Below are 15,591 nucleotides of genomic sequence, written 5' to 3'. Positions count from 1 at the left end.
ATCCTTTCTAGTCTTGGTCGTTGGCTTGCAGCTTCTTCACATCGACGCACGCTCGGCGCTGCATATGCCGGCGGGCGACCACCTCGAGGATGATCTTGAGGCTGGGGTTCTTGAGCATCTCGTCCAGCGGCCAGCTGCTGCGCAACCTGGTGTGCGCTATTTCGAGCGCGGCGCGATCGGGCGAAATGCGAGGCACGTCAGCGCATCCGGTTACGGTAGGCCCGGGCCAGCGCCTCCAGGCGCGGCATGCCGATGAAGCGGTAATAGCGGTAGAGGGAGCGGAAGCCCATGTCAGCCTTCCGTGGCAGGCTTGCCGGCGCCGCCGGCGGCCCAGAACTTCACAGCGTTTTGGGACGCATGCCAAGCGGCAGCAGGCTCGGCCGAATTGGCTTCGGCCAGCCAGTACGCGCGATGCTGTTCCGTCAGGCCGTTCCACCAGTCCATGCCCATCTGCTCGTCAGCTGTGGGTTGACGTGCCAGCGATGTAGCTGCCGCTTGCGGCAATGGCTGGGTAGCCATCAGGTTCCAAAGCACAGCGTCCAGTTCCCGCTCGCCCAGGCCTTCCATCGTCCCGGACAGCTTCGCGATGAAGCTGTGCAGGCGGCGGTCGGAGTCGTGCGGCTCGGCGCGGGTTGCCTGGAGGGCGCAGTCGAGGATCGCCTTGCGCAGCGAGTCGATGCCGGTCTTGCTGGGTTGCTGGGGCAGGGTCAGTGTTGTGCGGGCCGGGCGGGCTGGCAGCGCGCGCATCTCCTGCAACTGACGGAGGCGGATCTGGCCGTCCATCAGCGGCTCCCGGCGATCACGGTAATGCCGCAAGGCTGGTCGGCGAACAGCTCGGCCGCATGGTCAAACGCCTCCGTGCTGGAGCGCGCGATGGCAGTGTATTCGGTGGGATCGCCGCCAGTGCGGACGGTGACGTGGAAGGTGCGCATGTGCTCTCCAATTTCGCTCTGCGGATGCCGAGCTCGTTGAGAGTACTTTAGCGAATACTAAACCGTTGGTCAAGTGAATACTAAACAGTTAGACGGTTTCGCGAACTGGCCGCCACATCGACCTCGCTGGGCTGCTGTGCGATTGCAGTTACGCGGGGCGTGAAAAAGCCCGCACTAGGCGGGCTTGAGCGACTGAATGAAGTAAATTACAAATCTGCTACCCAAGGTTTAAGTGCCAAGGCTAGGGTTGAATTCTTGTCCTTGGCAAATTTTTCAGCGTCCATAGTGAAGACGGTTCCTCGCAAAGGGTTTTCTCGATCGGTTCCTTTATACTTGATCTCATGCATAACCCATCGATCGCTCACAATTTGATAGGTGATATCCACGTCGTAAGTGCTGTTTCGTTGAGGCGGAGCGGTAGACTCTAATGCCTCCTGTTCCGTGTCAGCAACAGGCGAAACGGAGATGACCACTGGAAAGGAAACAATGCCAATTAGAGGATTTACGAGTGAGTCAGTTTTTTTTACGTCATATCGGACATCCCCTGCAACTGCGTTCTGTCTGACCCATTTTTGCGTGGTAGGGAGCTGAAAAGATCGGCTCCATGTCTTAGTCGCCGATGCCGCTGCCACCAACTGCTGAAAGGATTTAACCGGGTCAAACTGCTGGGTAACTGTAGGTTGCTTCACAGATTTTGCTGGTCCGGAAACTGCTGGGCTTACCAAGGCCGCAAGGGCTATACTGAATAGTAACCTCTTCATGGTCTCTTTCTCTCGTCGGCATCTGGGCGTGCCGCTGCGCCTTAAAGTCTTCCGCTCAGCGGCCGGCCTGGCTGGTAGACAACGCGGCCCACTATGCTGATCTGCCCGCTGCGTACGTTGATCGGTTTAACGTCAGGGTTCACACTACCGAGGTACCACTGGCCGCCACGCTCCACCAGTTGCTGGACACAAGCCTCGCCGTTCCAATTCAATGCGTAGACGTCCCCATTGCGTCGAGCCTTGTCGCTGGTATCGATAACAACCCAATCGTCTTCGAACAGCAATGGCTCCATACCACGGTCGCGCACGCGCATTGCTAATAGTTGCCTTGCATTGAGCCGAAGGGTGTCGAGCTCGTGCTGTAACACCAAGAGTGGCTCCAAAAAAGTCAGATCAGGAACGGTCTCATAGTTCGATGTCCCGGCACGAAGTTGAAGCGTGACCCTTGGAATACGCGCAACGCGTACTTGTTGTAACTCACTTTCCGGCACCATTATGACCGGCGCAGTTTTTTACGGTGCTCAGTTACTACACCAATAATCGATAAGTGTTCGGTATCGCTGCGCAGCGTAGGGTAGTCATCGTTTAAAGGGACCAACTCGAAGACCATATTACCCGCCCCATCAATTCCCCTAGGGCGGTATTTCTTGAAAGTAGCTTGTTCACTCCCATTCCTGGCAACAACAAAATCACCGGGATTCGGCGATATTTCGGGGTCGACGATAATTCGATCACCTGGCTTAAATTCCGGGCTCATCGACAGCCCTTCGACATCGAGAGCGAAGGCCCACGGCGATAGGTCTTGGTCAGTGTACTCGTAGGCATACCCGGCACCAGTGGGGTAAGGTGTTTCCATATCGCGTAAGGCCCCCGCCTGCACGGATGAGATGACCGGAATCGGGCGCAGTCCCAGCTGCGCCGGTACCACGTTCTCATCAAAAGGGGCCTTTGGGGGTAGGCCAACGCCTATAGGTGTGTCGAGGTAGCCGACTCCCATCTTGTACTGCTGTTCAAGACGGCGAGCGACTCGCTCGCCAAACGACGCATCTTTTTGTAGCTGCGAAAAGAAACTTCTTTCCTTTGCAGGCGTGCCGTTCGCTGCCACCCAGCGGCGGAGATTCTCGCGTCTCGTTTCAACTATATCCATGGGTCAAGTTTAGCGTTTTCTAAATTAGTATTCACTTGACGTTCGGTTTAGTATTCACTAAACTGAACGAATGGACCTCAAAACTTACATTGCCACCGAACGTGGACGGGCTGTGGCCCTAGCGGGCCGCCTCGGCGTCTCTCCTTCGTATCTCTCGCAGATGGCCAACGGTAAGTCGCCTATTTCTCCAGAGCGCTGTGTTGATATTTGGCGAGAGACCGGTGGCGTTGTTACGAGGGAGGCGCTGCGTCCTGACGACTGGCAACGAATTTGGCCGGAGCTTGTGGAGCAGCCTTATAAGCGCCGTCGTGACGATCCGCTTGTCGAGCAAAGCGGCCCTAGTCAGGTTGCCCATGACTGAGCGCACTCCGCCAGGCTTCACCGAGACTTACATCCCGCCAGCACCTCGCTCGACAGGATGTCTAGCCACTTTCGCAGCCTGGCTTGGTATTCGTCGTCCATCTGGCACTCGTCCATATGCGCATTGCAGTGGTCGCGGGCATTGTCCAGGGCTTGACCGACCAACTCGGGCGGAGTCGGGATCAGCGGTAGCAGCACGCGGCACACCTCCAGCAGAGCAGTGTGCTGAGCGGCAAGCGCGCGGTGAGCGTTTTCGAGATTAGTCATTCGGGTACGCATGGATAGTGGCCTCTGTTTTGTTTCCAGAAGTCTATGTCCAAAAGTTAATTTTTGAACCATTTTTTGAAGGGCTTTTCACATGAACCTCCTCGACGCTTTTTACCAGACCGTGCATGGCGCTGTGGGCGGTTGCGAGGCCCTTGCTGTTCGCTTGGGGATGTCCGCCCAGGTCCTGCGCAACAAAGCGAATGTGCACAGCACGACGAATAAACCTACGTTCGAGGAAGCGGACCGTATCTGCGGCATCACCGGCGACCACCGCATGGTGCATGCCTTTGCGCAGAACCATGGCTACGTCTGCGTGCGTATCGAGGACGGCGCCGAGGCGAGCGACATGGCCCTGTTGGAAATGGTGGCCAAGGTATGGCAAACGAACGGCGAGGTGGGCGCCGAGATCAACCAGGCGCTCGCCGATGGAAAAGTCGACCGTGCCGAAGTAATCCGCGTACGTAATGCAGTAAAGCGAGCAGAACGCGCCCTGGAAGGCATCGTCGCACGCTTCGAAGGAATGGCAGACAACTGATGTCGGCACAAAGCACCCAGCCCCAGCAACCGCCGGTCCAGAGCAACATGCCAAATAACGCCCCGCTACAGATTATTTCAACCGAAGTCGACCGTCCACACGATACGATCAGGAAATCGCTTGATCGTCGTCATCGCGACCGCGCGCCCATCAATACTGAGCTGGAGCGCCTTCGCGCCGTGGCTCATTACCAAGGCCTGCTGATCGAACTGCTGAACGAAAAGGTAGGCAATGGCAACGCTTGAACAAGTCATCGACCAGATGACCGGCTCGGGCCTGCCATCGCTGCCGGTCGGCCATCCTCTGCTTGACGGGAAGATCCACCGCTTCGGCCGCGGCAAAAAAGCATGGTACGTGCTGCGCGAGCTCCGGCTCAACAGCGGGCGCCAGGTCGTCACCGGCGCTTACGGGGTCTGGCAGGGCCAGGACCAGAATGCGGTGCCGGTTACGATCGATTGGGAAGGCGTCACACCTGCTGAGCGTGCCGAGGCCGAGCGCAAGCAGGCCGAGCAGCAGCGCCTTTCGGACGAGCGAAAGGCACGTGCTGCCGAGCTGGCCGCGAGCCGCGCGCGCATCGACTGGCGCTCCGCCGCCGAGGCCGCGCACGGCTACCTCGAACGCAAGCGCGTTGGCACAGAGGGCACGCGCGTCATGGCCAGCGGCCAGCTGCTGGTGCCGGCACGGAAGTACACCCGCGCCGGCGCCACGCTGGCAGCACTGCAACGAATCGAGCCCGACGGGTCGAAGCGCTTTAGCATGGGTGCCGATATGGTCGGTGCCTGCTGCCTGCTCGGTACCGCCAACGATCTCACGCCCCTCATCGAAATCGGCGAGGGCTATGCCACGTGCGAAACCGTGCGCATGGCCACCGAGTTCGACACGCCAACGATGGTCGCCTTCAATGCCGGCAACCTGCTGGCGGTAGCGCAGCAGCTGCGCAGCGATTTCCCGGCCGCGCATCTGCTGTTCCTGGCCGACGATGACATGCGTCTTGTACCGCGCCTGGCCGAGGCGTTGCTGGCAGACTTCGACGCGGAGTGGGTGCCCGTCATCGACGGCGCCGACCACGAGATAGAATCGAAGGGCGGCGACATCGTGCGCGTGCGCGCCACCTGGCGCAAGGACAGCACGGGTACCGATTACATCGAGGCCGATATTCGCGCCGGTCGTCAGATATCGATTCGCAAGTTCGAGAATGCCGGTCTCTCGCGCTCTCGCGCCGCTGCGCGCGTGGTCGGTAATGCATCGGTGGTGTCGCCTGTATTCGTCGAGCGCGCCGACGACAAGTGGTCGGACTTCAACGACCTGTACCTGGCCGAATCGCTGACCGTCGTGCGCGACCAGGTGCTGGCTGCGCGCTCCCGCGCCCTCATGGTCGAGGCGCCGGCGGCAGTAGGCGACGACGAGGTGCCAAGCTATTTCGATGACGCAGCACCAGCAAATGAGCCGGACCAGGCCCCAGCAGCCTTGCCGCCACCAGCTGCTGTGCTCGGCTCTCCCCCGGCCCCCTCGCTGCCCGAGGCGCCAGTAATGACGGGCATCTTCAAGCTTGAGTGGGCATTGGCTCACTGCGCCCTGGTTCAGGGCTCGACTGACGTCTGGGATTCGCTCAATAAGCTGCGCATGAAGCGCGCCGCCTTTGTCGATATGGTCGGCAAGGAAGGCGCTGCGGCCTGGTCTTCGCATGCTGATCGCCGCACTATCAGCCCGCGCAACCTGCCGAAGACTATCCGGGGCGTCGCAGTCGACGATACGGGCGCCGGCGCCGACAACATCGTGATGATGCTCGACCGGTACACGCTGCTGTATGGGACCAAGACGGTTTGGGACGCCGAGAAGCGCACCGTCATCGCGTACGATGCCATGGCCCTGGCCCGCGGCTCGGACCTGGCGTCCCGCTGGATCGGCCACCCGATGCACCGCGAGATCGACTTGGACAAGCTGGTATTCGACCCGACGCAGCGCGTCGACCTCGACACGCACATCAACATGTTCGAGGGCTTCCCGATCAAGCCGAAGAAGGACGCGGCGAAGGCCGGTCTGGCCGTGGCCTTGCTGGAGAGCCTGTGCAGCAGCGAGGCGAACTGCGACGACATCCTGCACTGGGTGCTGTGCTGGCTGGCGTACCCACTCCAGAACCCGGGCGCCAAAATGCAAACGGCGTTGCTGTTCTTCGGCGAGAAGCAGGGCACCGGCAAGAGCCTGTTCTTCGAGGGCATCGTCAAGCCGATATATGGTGCGCACGGCGCTACCGGTGGCCAGCATCAGCTGGAAGCCCAGTACACGCACTGGCGGTCGCAGAAGCTGTTCGTGCTGTTCGAGGAGATCCTGTCGCGCCAGGACAAGTACAGCCACTTCGGCCTGATCAAGCACATGATCACCGGCCGCGATATGCCCATTAGCCAAAAGTTCAAGGACGACCGCACCGAGGCGAACCATATGAACGTGGTGATGCTGTCGAACGAGTTCCAGGCCGTGCCAATCGAGCCCGAGGATCGGCGCTTCCAGGTGGTCGAGGCACGCAATCCCCTCGACCCCTCGTTGTTGGCACAGATTCAGGTCGCGCTCACGGATGGGCTCAGCGAGGCGTTCTATGCCTTCCTGCTCGACTATCCACTCGATGGTTTCACACCACACACCAAGCCGATCATGACGTCGTCGAAGGAACGCATGATCAACTTCGGGCGGCCGGACTGGGAGGCGTTCTACCTGGCCTGGCAGGCCGGCGACTTAAGCGTGCCGTACTGCTCCTGCCTATCTGAGCACCTGTACACGATCTACGGCCGCTACTGCAACAAGTTCGGGTTCCGCGCGCTCACCATCACGAAGTTCGCCGAGCTGATCGCCCAACGTGTAAAGAAGGACCGGCAGTGGGTGACGATCGGCGGCGCCACCAAGCGGCTGCTGACCGTCTTCCATATTCCCCAGGCCGAGGACTCCGAGAAGCCGCCCGAGACCCTGAGCCAGCAGTGCGAACGCTTCTACAAGCTGGCCGACATCAAGGGTGCCGCATGAAGCTCGCCCGTTCGGTAACAGGGGCTAACGTACAAGCGGCCTCGTCTGTAACGCTGAAAGCCAGTATCCATGGGGGTTCTACAGGGTTAACAGGGTTAACAGGGGTCGAGCGCGCGCACGTATCGAATTCAATTCAAAAGCGCCAAGGATTCATTGATTCTTGTGTGTGTAGTCAATACCACGTTAACCCTGTTAACCCTGTTAAGAGCCAGTATCCATGCCGGTTTCGACATAACAAGGGCTGAGGCTTTGCCTGATAACCCATGTAAAGGAAAAGAAATGGTAATGAGAATGAGCATCCGTTCCAACTTCGCAGATGTCGGGGCCCGTATCACTGAGCTAGGCCGTCAGGGGCCGTACGTTGCTGCCAGAGCGCTGACGCTCTCGTTGAAAGATGGCCAGGGCGCGTTCAAGGGCGAGATGGAGACCAAGCTCGACCGGCCGACGTCGTACGCGCTCAACGGGACGTTCGTCAAAGGCGCGAACAAGAACAACTTGGAGGGACGCCTGTGGGTCAAGGACAACCCGTTCGGCAAAGGCACGCCGGCGGATCGCTTCCTGCTGCCGCACGTGTTCGGCGGTGGCCGTGGCCACAAGGGTATGGAGCGGATGCTCCAGGGTGCAGGGATGATGCCGCAAGGCTGGTATGCGGTGCCCGCCGCCGGCGCCCAGCTGGACGGCAACGGCAACATGAAGCGCGGGCAGATCCGCCAGATGCTTTCGCAGCTGAAGGTACAGCGCGGCGCCGGCCACGAGTCGCGCGCGAGCGGCAGCACCAGGTCGAACCGCACCATCGCGCGTCAGGGCGTGACCTACTTCGCGCTGCCTGAGGGTAACCGCGGCCTGCCGCCGGGCATCTACCTCAAGCGCCGCTTCGGCCACGGCACGGCCGTCCGCCCGGTGCTGGTGTTCGTCGACCAGGTCCAGTACCAGAAGCTGTTGGAGTTCTTCGAGGTGACGACGAACACGGTCACCCGGCGTTTCCCAGTGCACTTCGCGGAAGGGTTGGCCCAGGTGCAAGCGGAGGTGGGCCTGCGCTAGGGGTACCCCCCCCCGGGGTCGAGGTTCTTTCCCAGATGCAAGCATCAAGGGTAATTCAGGCCCCGTCGACGCACTAGCGGAACCCGAAAACATTTCCTGACAAACATCCTGACAACGTACCGAAACACATGCCGAACCTGACAACCATTGCCGAGTGGGCCACGACCGTGGGGATATCCCGCCAGTCTGCGTACGACGCCGTGAAGCGTTGCGAGATTCCGGTCACCGATGGCAAGGTCGACGAGGAATACGCGACCCACCTCTACCGCCGCAACACCCGCCAGCGTGCGAACGGCAACCGCCCTGACCCCTTGGCAAATGGGGCGCAGCCCAAGACCCCGGCGGGTGCGGGAGGTGCAGGAGGTGCGGAACCGCCAGCGAAGACACCGGGCTACGATACGAGCCGTGCGCGGCGGGAGGCGGCGGAGGCGGCAACCGCCGAGATCAAGCTGGCCGAGCTGGCCGGCCTGTACCTGGTCAAGAGCGATGTCGACTCGGCCGTGTTCGAGGCGGCGCGTGCGCTGCGCGACGGCCTGATGAACTGCGCTCGGCGTATTGCCGCCGACGTGGCGCCGCTGGCCAGTGCCGATGCATGCGAGGCCATCATCGATCGCGAGCACCGGGCGCTGCTCGAAAGCCTGGTTCATATGTTCGAAGAGAAGCTGACGGTTCAGGTCGAGGACGCAATCAAATGATAGGTCTCGCCCCTGCAGCTGGCACCGTCAGGTCGGCGTTCGCGCGCGGCCTGATGCCTGATCCGAACATGATGGTCGACGCCTGGGCCGACCGCTACATGATCATCCCGAAAGAGTCCGGCGCGAATGAGGCGGGCAAGTACCGCACCAGCCGCACGCCACACGCGCGCGAGGTGATGGTGGCCCTGTCGGACACGCACCCGTGCAAGACGGTCGCGCTGATGGGTGCGTCGCAGATGCTCAAGACCCAGGTCGGCCTGAACTGGTTCTGCTCGACGGTGCACCAGTCGCCGGCCAACTTCCTCTGGATCCTGCCGACCGGCAAGCTGGCCAAGCGTACCAGCGCGCGCGTGAGCAAGACCATCGCTGCGGTACCCGAGGTGCGTGAGCGCGTGGCGGCGCCACGGTCGCGTGACTCGGTCAACACGCTCGACACGAAGGAATACATCGGCGGTTCGCTGCACATCGTCACCGCCGGCGCCGCCGCCAACCTTTCAGAGATCCCTGCACGGCGGGTGCTGTTCGACGAGGTCGATCGCGCCGAGGCCAACGTCAACGGCGAGGGCGATCCGGTCGCGTTGGCCAAGGCCCGCCAGACCACGTTCGAGCGCAACCGCAAGAGCTACTTCCCCAGTTCGCCGACGATCACTGGCCAGTCCATTATCGAGTCGCTGTACCTGCAGGGGACGCAGCAGGAGGCACTGGCCGAGTGTGTGCATTGCGGCCACGCCCAGCCCCTGGTGTTCGAGCGCTTGCAGCAGGACGACGACGGCCATGCCATCTACCCCTGCATCGACTGCGGCGCCTTCATGGTCGAAACCGACAAGAACCGCATGTTCGCGAACGGCCTCTGGTCGGACGGCGTGCCCGGTGATGGCGAGACCGTCAGCTTCACGATCAACGCGATGTTTGCGCCGTACGGCTGGCTTCCCTGGATCGCGCTGCTGCGAGAGTACCGCGCCGCCCGGGCCAAGCTGGATGAGGGCAGCGAGGAGCTGATGATCACGTTCTACAACACGCGCCTGGCGCGTTGCTGGGAACGCAAGAAAGAACAGACCAAGGCAGGCGAACTGCAGGCCCGCGCCGAGGCCTACAAGATGGGGACGGTGCCGAAGGGCGGCTTGGTGCTAACTGGCAGCGTCGACACGCAGCCGGACCGCTTCGAGCTGAAGGTGCTGGCCTGGGGCGAGGGAATGGAAAAGTGGGTGGTCGATTACCAGGTGATCGAGGGCTCGCCATCCGAGCAGGCCACCCAGGACAAACTCGACCAGGCGCTGCTCGGCCGGTACCGTCACGTCGGCGGCCGCATGCTGTCGATCGCCGCAACGTTCATCGACTCGGGTGGTGCCAATACGCATGACGTCTACAACTTCACGCGCACCCGTCAGCACCGGCACATCTACGCCATCAAGGGCCACTCGACGCCGAACAAACCGATCCTCGGTACGAAGCCCTCGCTGGTCGATGTGAACTGGCAGGGCAAGGTCATGCCCCACGGCGTCAAGCTGTGGCTGATCGGTACCGACACGGCGAAGGACTACCTGGCCGCGCGCTACCACCTGACCGCAGGCCCTGGCGCCGTCCACTTCCCGAGCGACTTGCCAGCCGAGTACTACCAACAGCTGACCGCCGAATACTGCGTCACCGCGTTCAAGCGCGGGCGCAAGGTGCGCATCTGGGAGAAGAAGAAGGCAGACCGCAACGAGGCTGGCGACTTGATGGTGTACGGCCTGGCGTGCGCCCAGTACCTCGGGCTGCACAAGAAGACGCCAGCACAGTGGAAGGCGTTGCGAGACTTCGTCGATCCCGATACCCCTGACCTGTTTGAACAGCCGCCAGTGTCCAGCGGCGAACCCATCCCGGCGCCGGCGCCGACCTTATCAGCAGCACTCACCCCAGTAGAGCAAACGAGACCCGAACCATGGACGCCACCCACCAAACCCACGTCGACCCAGAGCATGCCGCGCCGGCTGGTAGGCAGACAATGGTAGCGGATGAGATTCTCGGTAACCCCGACCTGGTCGATGCGATCTTCGCGTTCATCCAGGCTGAGTTCCCGGACTTCGCAGGACGGGCTGCTGAGCTGAAGGCGGAGGTGCGGCGCGAATTCAGCGGGATCGAAATCTACATTCCCCAGCGCTCTCAAGCCGCACGCGAGCAGCTGGCGCGGGAGGTACTGAGTGCGTTCAACGGGCGCAATGCCGCCGAGGTCGCACGGCGCCTGGGGATCGGCCGCGCTACGGTGTACCGCATCATTAAGCAAGATGGCGAAAAGAAATAATCTCAGTTTTCCGAGAAGTGAGACAGCCCGGCCGCTACCCTTGGCGGCATGGCCCTCACTCAATCTGACCTCGACGCGCTCGACACCGCAATCGCTTCCGGCACGCTGTCGGTGGAGTTCGGCGGGCGCAAAGTTACCTACCAATCCACCGCCTCGCTGATCGAGGCGCGCAATCACGTCGCCACGGTCGTGAACGCCACCGGTCGCAACCGCGGCCCGAGCGTCTTCCGCTTCGGCTTCACCACCTCGAGGGGCGACTGATGCCGAACCTGATCGACCGGGTTATCGGCTGGGTCAACCCCCACGCCGGCATCGCACGGCATTTCGCTCGCAAGCAGCTGGAGCGGGCGTACGAGGCTGCAAGCCCACGCGACACCTGGCGCCCACGCCGCGCCGGCGCGAGCGCAAACGCGGACCACCAGGCCGATGCGAAGACCTTGCGCGTCAAAGCACGCGCTTTGGTGCAGAACGTTCCCTACTGCTGTGCGGCACTGAAAGGCCTGGCCACGGCCACCGTCGGTACCGGCATCGTGCCGCGCGCAACCGGCCAGGAAAAGGACACGATCAACAAGCTGTTCGCCGAATGGAGCAAGGTCTGCGATGCGGACGGTCGCTACGATTACTTCGGAATGGTGAAGGCGGCGTATGCCGCGATGGAGCAGGACGGCGAGGTGCTGGTGCGGCTGCGCCCGCGCCGACCGACCGATGGCCTGCCGGTGCCGCTGCAGCTGCAACTACTCGAGATCGACTGGCTGGACGATACCCGTACTGGCACGAACGGGAACAACCAGATCATCAACGGCATCGAGTACGACGCGCTGGGGGCGGTCGCTGCCTACTACCTGTGGGACCAGCACCCAGGCGATGCGAACACGATTCGCGGTCGCAAGATGCAAAGCACCCGCGTCTCGGCCCAGTTCATCATTCACCTGTACAACCCTGAGCGCCCCGGACAGGGCCGCGGCTTCACGCGCTTTGCGCCGGTGATCGCGCGCGTGCGGGACCTGCAGCTGTACGAGGACGCCGAGCTGGCACGCAAGAACTTGGAGACACGTCTGAGCGTGCTGGCCAGCGGCGACATGTCCGGCATGGAAAATCCTGCATCGCTTGGCGGAGCGGCGCCGGAGCAGGGCGGTGGCGTGCGCGACCTGGGCGAGCTGGGCGGCGGAGGCATCGTGGGTATGCCTGCCGGGATGAACTTCACCGTTGTCGAGCCGAAGGCAGTGCCGGGTCATGTCGAGTATGTGAAGTACCAGGTGCACATCATCGCCACGGGCCTGGGCGTCCCATATGAGATGGTGACCGGCGACATGAGCGGAGTGAACTTCAGCAGCGCACGCGTGCGTGGTCTCGACTTCCGGCGCGAAGTACAGCAGATACAGTGGCTGGTCCTGATCCCGAAACTGGCGCGCCCGATCCACGAAGCGTTCATCGAAGCCGCCTACCTGGCCGGCAAGATCCGCGGGCGTGATATGGCGGTCGACTTCAGTCCGCCGAAATGGGACTACGTGAACCCCGAGCAGGACGTGAAGGCGGACCAGGCCGAGATCGCGGCCGGCCTATCGACCCTGAGCGAAAAGCTCCGCCAGCGCGGCTATGACCCCGACGTCGTGTTCGACGAATGGGCATCCGACCTCAAGAAGCTGAAGGAGCGAGGCATCCTCGACACGATGCTCTTCCTGCAGCGCGGCAACATGCCCACCCCCACCGCAGAACAAAATACCAACGCTACAAAGGAATAACGCATGACCATTCAAAAATGGGCGCACCAAGATACCCTCGACGGCGGCCCGGCCTCCCTGAAGGCAAACGTCAACCGCATCGTCCTGATCTCGGCCTATGCGAAGGGCGACAGCTATGCGACCGTCATGGGCAACAAGTTGGCCGAGGCCGTCATGGCGCCGGCGGACTTCGCCCTGTCGACCGTTGGCGACGGCAACCGCCGCGTGACCAGCGCGGCCAAGAGCAGCACGGCCACCGCGACGATCGTCGGCGCTGACCTCGGCTTCGCATGGGTTGATACAGCCACCCAGCGCGTGCTGTACGTCACGGACGAAAGCAGCGACATGCCGGTCACTTCCGGCAACGGGATCAACTTCCCGCCGCTCAGCTACACCAGCAACCAGCCAGTCTAAGCCGATGCTCTCGCAACCCCAACGCGAAGCGCTGGCCGAACTGGCTGGACGCGATCTGACGGCTGAGGACCTGGCCCAGCTGGACGCCATGGTGGCCATCCGTAACGATGTGGCGATCGCCGCGCATCTTTCGGTCGGGCGCCAGGTGTTACAACGCGTGACCGAGCGCGTAGGCACTGGCACGATCCTGGCCGTGATGTCGCCGCGAGGTGGCCACTTCCTGGATGCAGTCGAAGCGCATGGCGACGAGGACCGCGAGCTCTACTGGGGAATGGACCCGATCCGCCGCGGCGCCTTCGACCCGGGCTTACCGGACGCACAGATGTATCTCGACAAGCTGATCGCCGCTATGCCGGAATACAAGGTAGAGCTCGATCGCATCAAGGCGCTCGGCTATGCCGCGGCGCCGGTGCACTTCAGTGAGGTGAGCGCTGCCTTGAATAGAGCGGAAGGGCGGGTGACCCTATGAGTGGCGAACGCATCGCAGCGTGGGGAACGGTCAAGGTGCTCGAATCCAGCGGCGCCATGATCGCGAACGCGGCCGTCGTGCAGGCGAGCGCAGCGACGTACTCCGTCGAGCTCGATGGGCAAGGCTATCCCGACGCGGATTTCGCTTTGGTCGGGACGTTCGGCGTTGCACCGGTGGAGAGCGCCGCGCTGCTGCTTTATGCCCGCCCGCTCGATATCGACGGGACCAAGGATACCGAAGTCCCCGAAGCCTCGCGCCCGACGTTGTTCGTCGGTTCATTCGTCGTCAACAACGCGACCACCGAGCAGGCCATGCTGCTGACCGCCTACGGCCTGCCTCGCAAGGCTGACTATTATGTTTACAACAGCGGCACCGGCCAGAGTTTGGCCGCTGGCTGGACGCTCAAGATAACGCCGCGCACTGAGAAGCTGGCGCCGTAATCGATGGGTGCAATGATCCAGCCGGCTCGCCTCACGCAGCAGCCCCAGCATGTCCTGCCGGTCGACTGGAGCAACCCGATCACGCGAGCGCTGGCCATGTCCGTGGTGCCTGGCCTGCACCGGGCGTTCGACCTTGTAGCGCAGCAGCACCCAACGGTGACCGGCACCAAGGTCGCGGCGATTGCCGGCGGGCTCGCAGCAAGCTTCGGCGCCGCCACTGGCGTCTCCAACAGCGACAAAATCACGACCGGCTTCTCCAGCCCGATCGGATTAAGTGGCCGCACCTACCAAGTCGTCCTACGGAGAAACGGCTCCGGAGGTGGTGGTCTAGGCCGCGTGTTCGATAAGACGACCAGCTCCACCGGCCAGTTCCTATGCTGGTACGCCAGCACGAACCGGATGATGTACGGCTTCTACGCTGGGACAGGTGCTGAACGTAATGTCAACATCCCTGCAACAAACGTCTCGGCGGCTACCGGCCGCGACGTCGAGCTATGGGTCCAGCACGCTTACGACGGCGAAAACAGTTACATCAGCGCTTGGGCAGACGGGGCGCTCGTGCTGGACCGGGCTGTTTACCCAGGCGTACTACGCGACTCATCAGCCCCGCTGGTCATAGGCAACCGGGGCTCCGATAACGCGCGGTGTTGGGACGGCAGTATTTCCCTCTTCAACACGTGGGAGCGCCTGCTCGACCCTGTAGAGATGGAGGCTCAGCGCACTGCGCCATGGCAGATGTTGCGAGCGCCACGGCGTCTGGTTGGCGCAGCGCCTGCCGCCGTCCCGCTCCAGCTTGCCGGGCGGGATGGTAGCCAGGCCAATGTAGGCTCCGCCGGTTCGATAACCCAAACACAAGAAACCGCAGGCGCTGGCGGCGCGCAGCAGAATGCCGGCAGCGTCGGCATGCTTGGCCAGGTGCAGAACCTTGGCGGTGCAGACGCTACGCAACTGAACGTCACCGACGTTGGCCAGATCGGCCAAGTGCTGACCCTCGCTGGTGCCGACGGCGTACAGCAGAACGCTGCAGGAAGTGGCGAGATTACAAGTGAAGCACCGGGTCTGCTCGTAGGCGTAGAGGGCAACCAGCTGAATTCCGGTAGCGTCGGCGCGATCGGGCAGGTGCAGGTACTTGCGGGCGCAGATGGAGGGCAGCATAACGCTGGTGCTGCGGGCGCTGTCGGCCAAGTGCAGAACCTGATCGCTAATCACGGCGACCAGTTCAATGACGGCAGCGTGGGCGCGATCACGATTGCTCCGCCTGAGTCGCTGGAAGGCGCAGAAGGGCAGCAGGCGAACGTCGGTGACACCTGCGCGATTACGCAGTCGGCTGTGCTGGCCGGCGCCGATGGAGCCCAGCACAACACGGGCACGGTCGGCGCGCTGGTACGGATCGGCCTGGCAATCATCTATACCGATCCTGGTGAGCTGCGTATCTATGCTGCCGTAGGCGAGTGCCGCATTTGGACTGCCGCCGGTGAGCAGCGCATCCTGACCCTTCATTGAAAGAACGAAC

At 62.3% G+C, this 15,591-nt stretch carries 21 protein-coding genes; 14 read left to right on the top strand and 7 right to left on the bottom strand.

Features of this window, described 5'->3' with window-relative positions; translation table 11 throughout:
• Positions 1 to 7: 7 nt before the first annotated feature.
• From QPK31_RS02825 to QPK31_RS02800, 6 genes are all read right to left on the bottom strand, one after another.
• Positions 8 to 196 carry a hypothetical protein gene (locus QPK31_RS02825; protein ID WP_290421427.1) on the bottom strand — a complete coding sequence of 63 codons (189 nt, stop codon included), beginning with the start codon at positions 194 to 196 and terminating at the stop codon, positions 8 to 10.
• Between the two features lie 95 nt (positions 197 to 291).
• Positions 292 to 783, bottom strand: coding sequence for a hypothetical protein (locus QPK31_RS02820; protein WP_290421426.1), 492 nt, complete (start codon positions 781 to 783; stop codon positions 292 to 294).
• Positions 783 to 932, bottom strand: coding sequence for a hypothetical protein (locus QPK31_RS02815; protein ID WP_290421425.1), 150 nt, complete (start codon positions 930 to 932; stop codon positions 783 to 785). Before QPK31_RS02815 ends, QPK31_RS02820 begins: the two co-directional genes overlap by 1 nt.
• Positions 933 to 1,138: 206 nt before the next feature.
• Entirely contained in the window at positions 1,139 to 1,693 is a 555-nt protein-coding gene (locus tag QPK31_RS02810) for a hypothetical protein (RefSeq protein ID WP_290421424.1), read from the bottom strand.
• A gap of 41 nt (positions 1,694 to 1,734) precedes the next feature.
• The gene (locus tag QPK31_RS02805) at positions 1,735 to 2,187 is read right to left on the bottom strand and encodes a S24 family peptidase (protein ID WP_290421423.1); all 453 of its coding nucleotides are present in this window, start codon (positions 2,185 to 2,187) and stop codon (positions 1,735 to 1,737) included.
• Entirely contained in the window at positions 2,187 to 2,840 is a 654-nt protein-coding gene (locus tag QPK31_RS02800) for a LexA family transcriptional regulator (protein WP_290421422.1), read from the bottom strand. Before QPK31_RS02800 ends, QPK31_RS02805 begins: the two co-directional genes overlap by 1 nt.
• Positions 2,841 to 2,910: 70 nt before the next feature.
• Between QPK31_RS02800 and QPK31_RS02795 the strand changes: the two genes are divergently transcribed.
• On the top strand, positions 2,911 to 3,201 hold the full coding sequence (locus tag QPK31_RS02795) for a YdaS family helix-turn-helix protein (protein WP_290421421.1): 291 nt from the start codon (positions 2,911 to 2,913) through the stop codon (positions 3,199 to 3,201).
• 17 nt (positions 3,202 to 3,218) lie between these two features.
• Here QPK31_RS02795 and QPK31_RS02790 read toward each other — a convergent pair whose 3' ends face one another.
• Positions 3,219 to 3,467, bottom strand: coding sequence for a hypothetical protein (locus tag QPK31_RS02790; RefSeq protein WP_290421420.1), 249 nt, complete (start codon positions 3,465 to 3,467; stop codon positions 3,219 to 3,221).
• Positions 3,468 to 3,558: 91 nt separating this feature from the next.
• Between QPK31_RS02790 and QPK31_RS02785 the strand changes: the two genes are divergently transcribed.
• The 13 genes from QPK31_RS02785 to QPK31_RS02725 all read left to right on the top strand — a co-directional run bounded on the left by QPK31_RS02785 (position 3,559) and on the right by QPK31_RS02725 (position 15,581).
• Positions 3,559 to 4,002, top strand: a complete 444-nt coding sequence (locus QPK31_RS02785) for a phage regulatory CII family protein (protein ID WP_290421419.1) — start codon at positions 3,559 to 3,561, stop codon at positions 4,000 to 4,002.
• Positions 4,002 to 4,247, top strand: coding sequence for a hypothetical protein (locus tag QPK31_RS02780; RefSeq protein ID WP_290421418.1), 246 nt, complete (start codon positions 4,002 to 4,004; stop codon positions 4,245 to 4,247). The genes QPK31_RS02785 and QPK31_RS02780 overlap by 1 nt, the downstream gene beginning before the upstream one ends.
• Positions 4,234 to 7,017 (top strand): DUF5906 domain-containing protein, encoded by a 2,784-nt coding sequence (locus tag QPK31_RS02775; RefSeq protein ID WP_290421417.1) that lies wholly within the window; start codon positions 4,234 to 4,236, stop codon positions 7,015 to 7,017. Before QPK31_RS02780 ends, QPK31_RS02775 begins: the two co-directional genes overlap by 14 nt.
• Before the next feature lie 291 nt (positions 7,018 to 7,308).
• Positions 7,309 to 8,058, top strand: a complete 750-nt coding sequence (locus QPK31_RS02770; protein ID WP_290421416.1) for a hypothetical protein — start codon at positions 7,309 to 7,311, stop codon at positions 8,056 to 8,058.
• Between the two features lie 128 nt (positions 8,059 to 8,186).
• Positions 8,187 to 8,753, top strand: coding sequence for a hypothetical protein (locus tag QPK31_RS02765; RefSeq protein WP_290421415.1), 567 nt, complete (start codon positions 8,187 to 8,189; stop codon positions 8,751 to 8,753).
• Complete coding sequence (locus QPK31_RS02760; RefSeq protein WP_290421414.1) at positions 8,750 to 10,744, top strand: phage terminase large subunit family protein; 1,995 nt, start codon at positions 8,750 to 8,752, stop codon at positions 10,742 to 10,744. Before QPK31_RS02765 ends, QPK31_RS02760 begins: the two co-directional genes overlap by 4 nt.
• Positions 10,738 to 11,034 (top strand): Mor transcription activator family protein, encoded by a 297-nt coding sequence (locus tag QPK31_RS02755; protein ID WP_290421413.1) that lies wholly within the window; start codon positions 10,738 to 10,740, stop codon positions 11,032 to 11,034. Before QPK31_RS02760 ends, QPK31_RS02755 begins: the two co-directional genes overlap by 7 nt.
• Positions 11,035 to 11,082: 48 nt before the next feature.
• Positions 11,083 to 11,295, top strand: coding sequence for a phage head-tail joining protein (locus tag QPK31_RS02750; protein WP_290421412.1), 213 nt, complete (start codon positions 11,083 to 11,085; stop codon positions 11,293 to 11,295).
• Complete coding sequence (locus QPK31_RS02745; protein WP_290421411.1) at positions 11,295 to 12,776, top strand: phage portal protein; 1,482 nt, start codon at positions 11,295 to 11,297, stop codon at positions 12,774 to 12,776. The genes QPK31_RS02750 and QPK31_RS02745 overlap by 1 nt, the downstream gene beginning before the upstream one ends.
• 3 nt (positions 12,777 to 12,779) lie before the next feature.
• Positions 12,780 to 13,169, top strand: a complete 390-nt coding sequence (locus tag QPK31_RS02740) for a hypothetical protein (RefSeq protein ID WP_290421410.1) — start codon at positions 12,780 to 12,782, stop codon at positions 13,167 to 13,169.
• 4 nt (positions 13,170 to 13,173) lie between these two features.
• Positions 13,174 to 13,638, top strand: a complete 465-nt coding sequence (locus tag QPK31_RS02735) for a hypothetical protein (RefSeq protein ID WP_290421409.1) — start codon at positions 13,174 to 13,176, stop codon at positions 13,636 to 13,638.
• Entirely contained in the window at positions 13,635 to 14,078 is a 444-nt protein-coding gene (locus QPK31_RS02730; RefSeq protein ID WP_290421408.1) for a hypothetical protein, read from the top strand. Before QPK31_RS02735 ends, QPK31_RS02730 begins: the two co-directional genes overlap by 4 nt.
• A 3-nt stretch (positions 14,079 to 14,081) precedes the next feature.
• On the top strand, positions 14,082 to 15,581 hold the full coding sequence (locus QPK31_RS02725) for a LamG-like jellyroll fold domain-containing protein (RefSeq protein WP_290421407.1): 1,500 nt from the start codon (positions 14,082 to 14,084) through the stop codon (positions 15,579 to 15,581).
• Positions 15,582 to 15,591 lie beyond the last annotated feature (10 nt).

Origin of the sequence: Massilia sp. YIM B02769 (assembly GCF_030411995.1) — a bacterium.
In the GTDB taxonomy this organism is placed as follows: domain Bacteria; phylum Pseudomonadota; class Gammaproteobacteria; order Burkholderiales; family Burkholderiaceae_D; genus Telluria.
Note: the sequence above shows the minus strand (reverse complement) of the source record. Positions and strands in the feature narration are given on the sequence as shown.